The organism is Candidatus Protofrankia californiensis (assembly GCF_900634765.1).
GTDB lineage: Bacteria > Actinomycetota > Actinomycetes > Frankiales > Frankiaceae > Protofrankia > Protofrankia californiensis.
Map to the genome: position 1 here is coordinate 6,217 of NZ_CAAAFT010000054.1, position 6,431 is coordinate 12,647.

Here is a 6,431-nt window from a genome sequence, read left to right on the forward strand (position 1 = left end):
CCCCGACCTACTCGTCCGGGTCTGTTGCGTTATGGGAAAGCAAGACATGGCGGACCCTGCCTGAATACTGGTCAGACCGCCAGGGTGAGCTCGACGAAGGCAGCCGACACCCGCAGCCGCGGGTCGGCGTCGACGGCGAGTTCGTAGTGGCCACGGCGGATGTTCTGCACGAAGGCGTGCCCGGAGCTGACGATCTGGGTGGAGCGGAAACGTTTGAGCCCGCGCATCGGCCGCAGTCGGGCTTTCAGCTGGCTGTGATCGGATTCGATCCGGTTGTTCGCCCGCCACGCGTCGATGTGACAGGCGGCGGGCAGCAGCTCGTCGAGGATCCGCGGATAGGAAGCGGCCTGGTCGGTGGTGACTTCGACCGGCCGGCGGCCGTGAGACAGAGCGCGGGTGAAGAAGCGGCGGCCTGCGGCCAGATCGCGGTGGTCGGAGGCGAGGACGTCGATGACCTGCCCGTACTGGTCGACCGCCCGGTACAGATAGATCCACCTGCCCGAGACCTTCACATACGTCTCATCGACGAACCACCGATCCCCAGGAATGTGCCGGCAGGGCCGAGCGACGTCGATCAGCAGCGGGATGAACCGCTGTACCCACCGATAGACGGTCATGGTCGACGACCAGGCAGCGTTCGGCGAGGAGCTCTTCGACGTCCCGGTATGACAGGCTGTAGCGGAGGTACCAGCGGACCGCCAGCACGATCACCTCGGGCGGGAAGCGGAATCCGGTGAACTCCGAGGCGGGGACCGGTGGACGGACGGCACGTCGACGCATCCATCGATCATGACTGATCAGACGCCGAGACAGCGGACCTCGCCAACGCAACGGACCCTGCGGGCGTACCCCCACGATCTGACCGACCAGATCAAACAGGCCACACAAGAGATCATGGTCATATGTCTTGACAAATTCCATTCGATCGTATGACCATTCTTGTGACCGGAGAATGGTATCGTGGGGAAGTTCGCCGGATTCGTCCGACAGACGTGTCCATCTGAACACTTTCCGCTATACAGATCTTGTGGAGGAGCGATGCTCGTTCAGCTTCCGCCCTCACCTGCCATGCGGCGTGAGCCATGGACCGTACTCGGAGACGACGGCCCGGTCGCGCCGACCGAGCCGTATCAGGCGCACCTGACCAACATCGAGCGATCCCCGAACACCGTGCGGGCGTACCCCCACGATCTGACCGAATGGTTTGTCTTCCTGGCCCGGCAGGGGCTGGATTGGCAGGAGGCGCAGATGGAGGCGGATGCCTCGCTGCTCAACATGTATTCCCGGCGGGCGAGATACCCGATGAACCGCGTACCTATGGCTCGACCGAGCGACCACACGATGGCAGAAGACCTTGATCCTTACGTTGATCAGCGAGTTTCGACCGAGCTGATTCGCGGAGCGGTCGTGCGGAGGGTGCCCATCGAGGTCCACGGTGTGTACCCGGCCCATTTCAATTTGGTTGCCACGGCGCTGGGACGACGGGTGCAACAGTCGCTCGGCTCAAATCAGCAGCCGGACAAGATACTCAATGGCGTGCGGCCCGAACTGTTCAAAGCACACGATCCTTACGGCCAGGAGTTGCTATGCATCGCGGTGCCTCCAGGACATGACTACGTGACTCACTACGCCAGCCTTGTCGCACACGCGATGAGCCGGTACACCCGCCCTACCGGGCAGTTGCTGCGGGTGTGGCACTATCCGGACGCGGAGCACGCAATCGCCGAATGGACGGGGCTTAACGAATCGCTCGTCAACGGTGCTGAAACTGTCGTGCTCGGCAAGATAGAATTGCTTTCCGACATTCTCGGTAGTGTCGGTTATCACCGCATCGAGCATCAGGCGACACCGTATTATGACGCCTCGACCTTCAGCCGACCAAGGGGTCGGCGAGTCACATTGCTGGGGGTGCGGTTCAGTTACTGGGGATCTATCGGTGGCCGACTGGCGCGGCAATGCTGCAACTTGGGTGCCCGTGAGATCATCTATGTGGGGAAGTTGGGGACGCTCGACGAACCGAAGGATATCTACAACAGACTTTTTGTGCCCTCGCGATACGGGTTGCTGTCCGGTATACGGGTGCGCCAGGTATCGGACGGGCCGCCGAATCTGCTCCTCGATCGAGTGCCGGCGCTGGACAGTGGCCTCCATGTGTCGGTGCCGACGGTCCTGGAGGAGGACCACGCCCAGCGTGAGGTCGCGCGGCTGTTGGGCGCACGGACGATGGACAACGAGCTGGCACAGATGGCACTGGCTGTACACGAGTGGAATATCGACACTGGCGGATCGGTGTCATTCAGCGGGCTGCATTACGCGACAGATTACCTGCGCTGCCGTGAGGAAACCGACGTCGAAGTACCGTACTCGCTCGCTCGGGGCCGCAGCCTCGAAGCTTGCAGGAAACGTCGACGTGCGGAGCGGCTCATCGGCTATTGCCTATGCAGTTACTTCGCCGACAAGGAGGTGGCCGCGGCATGACCGATTTCGCGACGTCGGCCCAGTGGTATTTCGACCCGCGGGTGAGCAGCTTGGCCGCCCCTGGCCGGCGCCCCCGTCCCCGTGGAGTCTTGGACCTCTCGCGCAACGAACTGATCCATCCAGCGCTCGATCCGTTGATAGCCACGTTGCTGAAGGAAGTTCCGTCGACGGCCGTGACCAAATACCCGATCTACTCGGAACTCATCACCGAACTGGCCGATGTTGCGGACTGCTCTCCTGAGGAATTGGAGATCTTCCCTGGATCCGACGACGCGATAGGAGTGATCATCGATGCGTTTGCCGTCCAATCGGGCTCCTTGATCCTGCAAGATCCCACCTATCCGGCCTACCGGTATCACGCCCAACTGCGAGGCATCGACGTTCTTCCTTGGCTGCCGCGGCCTGGCGAGCTGTCCTTTGCGGCGGTCGACGCCGTGCGGGCCATGGAACGCACGCCGTCGACCGTCCTCGTCGTGACCGACCCGCACGGCATGCTAGGCAGGTCCCTCGGCGATGAGGCCATGATGGCCCTTGCCGCTGTGGCCGATCTTCATGGACATCTGCTCGTACTCGACCAGTGTTATCAAGCCTTTCGCGGGGAAGACAGACTCCAGCCCGTCCGCGGATGGGACAACATCGTACGGATCGGATCCTTTTCCCAGAGCGCCGGGCTGGCCGGGATGCGTTTGGGTTACGTCATCGGCGCACCATCAAAGATCGACTATCTCCGCCGATGGCGTCGGGCTGCCGCTGTGTCCGGCGCTACTGCCTGGATGGCACTTAAATTGCATCGTAACCGTAAGAAGGAACTCGACGCGATCCGGGAAGACATCATCGACGGACGCGAGTGGCTCGCCGGCCAGGTGGCCGGCTTGGAGAAAGGATTTTCGCCGTTGGCAAGTGACGCCAACTTTCTCACCGTGGATGTCGGCGAACCGGACGATGCACGCCGTCTCAAAGACCATCTCGCCAGGAACGGCGTGATGGTCCGCTCCCACGAAGATCACACAGGTTTCGCGTCACTTCTTCAGTTCACCGCCGCACCGGTATCCCTGCTGCATCAAGTCGTCGCGGCACTGACGACTTTTGACGCCGCACAATGAATGCAATCACGGAGGATATCCGATGATAACCGAAACCGCCGCCGCCGCATACAAGGACCATGTTCGCGAGACCTGGAAAAAAGGAGATTACGCGAAACTTGCCACACGCGTAATGCCGATCGCTGAACACCTGTGCCAGAGCGCTGACATTCGACCCGGCAAGGCTGTGCTGGACGTCGCGACCGGCACGGGAAATGTCGCAATTGCAGCCGCGCGCAGAGGAGCCTCCGTGAGCGCTGTCGACCTCACCCCACGCATGGTCGACCTGACTATCGAACGCGCGCAGACGGAAGGCTTGGCTATTCGCACTGTCCTGGGAGATGCTGAAGATCTTCCGTTCCCGTCTGCATCTTTCGATGCTGTCCTGTCAGTCTGCGGGCTTTGGTGGGTGCCGCGACCGGATATCGCTATCGCGGAAGCACGCCGGGTACTGCGGCCCGGGGGTGTCGTGGGGCTAGCCGGATTCACGCCCGGAAGCTATTTTGGTCAGGTCGAGGAGATCCTCAAGGCTTACCGACCGCTGCCGGACGGTGTGCCGGAGCGCAATGACTGGGCCAACGAAGCAGTGGTCATCACCCGGCTCGAGCGACACTTCACCGACGTGATGACGTTCACCGCGACTGTCCCGTGGAACTTCGCGTCCGCTGGGGTTGCCACAGAGTTCTTGTTCACCAACTCCGCGTCCCATATCGCGGCCTGCAGTGGTCTAGATCCGGCACAGGTGCACAAGCTCACCGCCGAGGTCGAACAGCTCACCACAAGGTCATCGACGACATCTGACGGCATCCGTATCGACCAGGAGTACATGATCCTGCTCGGAAAGGTCCCGGCGTGACCGCGACCGCCCGAACACCCGTACTGAACATCAACTTCATGTCGCCGGAGGTGGTCGCCGACCCGTTTCCGGTCTATGAGCGAATCCGGTTGCTCGGCAGGTGTGTTTATAACGGATTGGCCGACGTGTGGATGGTGACCGGATACGATGACGCAGTCGCGATTCTCCGGGATCCCTCCCGTTACTCCTCGCGGGTACTCGCCGATGAGAAATTCGGACCGTGGTACGACGGTGCAGCCACCATGCTGGGCAGCGATCCACCCGACCACGACCGGCTACGTTCCGCGCTGCGCCCCTGCTTCACAGTACGCGCCGTGTCACGCTGGGAACCGCTCGTCCGCGCCACTGTCGAGGAGGTGTTCGCCGCCCTGCAGGAGCCACTACGCGACGGGGAACCCATTGACATGCTCACTGGCGTGGCGTTCCCACTCGCCGCCCTGGTCACATGCAGGATGCTGGGCGTCCCGGAGTCGGACAGCAGCCAGGTCATTCGGTGGACACACGAGATGGCCGTCGGCAGCGTTGCCGCGGTGTTGGCTGACACCGAGCCGACGGCCGCGGCACTCTACCGCAATGCGGTGAGCGCGGGGAGGGCGTTGGCGGACTATACCCGCAGCAGACTGGCCAGTGAGGCGCCGGCCGAGGACAGCCTGCTAGCGCACCTGCTGGCAGCCCATCGCACGGGAACCCTGACCAGACCGGAGGTCGTCGCCACCTGTGTACTACTCCTTCTGGCGAGTACCGAGACCATGGCCAAGCTGATCGCCAACGCGATCGTGCTGATCGCCGCGCATCCCGACCAGCGCCGTGCCCTGCTTGCCGACCGCTCACTCACCGGAGCCGCCGTGGAGGAGGTTATCCGGTTCAGTGGACCGGCGCAGTTCGACCCCAGAACGGTGACCGAGGATACCGCGATCGGTGCGGTCTCCCTGTCACCCGGCGAAACGGTCTGGGTCTTGACGGCTGCGGCAGGCCGCGACCCCATCCGCTTCCCCCATCCAGAGCGGTTCGATATCACTCGCTCACCCAATCAGCACCTCGGATTCGGTCATGGAATCCATTTGTGTCTCGGCGCTCCGCTCGCACGCGTCGAGGCACGCCTAGCTCTGGAGCAGTTGCTGTCACTCGTGCCTGACTACGTCGTCACCACCGTCGACTATGGACAGTCTTTTTTCGTACGCGGTCCAGTACGCCTGGAGATCGCACGCACCGGACAGGATTGAGGACCATGCCAGAACTGTTCGAAACGAAGATCCGATGTGTCGACCTGGCTGAGGTTCGGAAGCGGCTGATCGACGCGGGTGGGTCTCTCGATACATTCGTGGACCAACGCGATACCTACTTCCAGGTATCGGTCGGCTGGCTCAAACTTCGGATATCCGTAGACACCGCGCAACTGGTCGCATACCACCGCCATCAGGGGCCCGACCGGTCGTGCACATACATCACCATCGACGTCACCGATCCCGATTTGTGCAGGAACGTCTTCGGGGTTTTGCTGGGAGTGCGGGTCGACGTTGTCAAGACCCGGGAGAAATGGAAACTCGACTCGACCATCGTTCATCTTGACGAGGTTGCCGGACTAGGCGCATTCGTTGAGCTCGAAACAGCCGTTGTACCTGGCATGCAGGCAGATATTGCTCATCGGCAACACCGACAATCACTCGCTTTGGAGACCGAACCCGACATCCCGACGTCCTACGCCGATCTACTACTGGATCTGTCACATTAGCTTGATTTTTAACCTTGGGTCGGCGCCGCACCGTCCCGATCTCACTCGATCTCACAGGAGAGTGGAACAAGTGACACTTCGCGCTTTCGGACGGACCGGAGTCCAGGTCAGTCCACTGACGCTCGGGGCCCTGATGTTCGGCTCCTGGGGAAATCCCGACCACGACGAGAGCATCGCGATCATTCACCGCGCGCTCGACGCGGGCATCAATATCATCGATACCGCGGACGTCTACTCGCACGGTGAATCCGAGGAGATCGTCGGCAAGGCCCTCGCCGGCGGT

At 61.9% G+C, this 6,431-nt stretch carries 6 protein-coding genes and 1 pseudogene; 6 read left to right on the plus strand and 1 reads right to left on the minus strand.

Annotated elements, in window-relative coordinates; genetic code table 11:
• Positions 1-71: 71 nt before the first annotated feature.
• A pseudogene (locus DD1DGNOD_RS02985) lies at positions 72-780 on the minus strand (IS6 family transposase).
• Between the two features lie 258 nt (positions 781-1,038).
• Here DD1DGNOD_RS02985 and DD1DGNOD_RS02990 point away from each other — a divergent pair.
• From DD1DGNOD_RS02990 to DD1DGNOD_RS03015, 6 genes are all read left to right on the plus strand, one after another.
• Entirely contained in the window at positions 1,039-2,478 is a 1,440-nt protein-coding gene (locus DD1DGNOD_RS02990) for a hypothetical protein (protein ID WP_131766601.1), read from the plus strand.
• Positions 2,475-3,581, plus strand: a complete 1,107-nt coding sequence (locus tag DD1DGNOD_RS02995; protein WP_165034941.1) for an aminotransferase class I/II-fold pyridoxal phosphate-dependent enzyme — start codon at positions 2,475-2,477, stop codon at positions 3,579-3,581. Before DD1DGNOD_RS02990 ends, DD1DGNOD_RS02995 begins: the two co-directional genes overlap by 4 nt.
• A 22-nt stretch (positions 3,582-3,603) precedes the next feature.
• Entirely contained in the window at positions 3,604-4,416 is an 813-nt protein-coding gene (locus DD1DGNOD_RS03000; RefSeq protein ID WP_131766603.1) for a class I SAM-dependent methyltransferase, read from the plus strand.
• A complete protein-coding gene (locus tag DD1DGNOD_RS03005; protein WP_131766604.1) occupies positions 4,413-5,639 on the plus strand; it encodes a cytochrome P450 in 1,227 nt (408 codons plus the stop codon). Before DD1DGNOD_RS03000 ends, DD1DGNOD_RS03005 begins: the two co-directional genes overlap by 4 nt.
• Positions 5,640-5,644: 5 nt before the next feature.
• Entirely contained in the window at positions 5,645-6,148 is a 504-nt protein-coding gene (locus DD1DGNOD_RS03010; RefSeq protein WP_131766605.1) for a class IV adenylate cyclase, read from the plus strand.
• Between the two features lie 70 nt (positions 6,149-6,218).
• The coding region (locus DD1DGNOD_RS03015) for an aldo/keto reductase (RefSeq protein ID WP_131769393.1) at positions 6,219-6,431 on the plus strand (213 nt) is incomplete at its 3' end.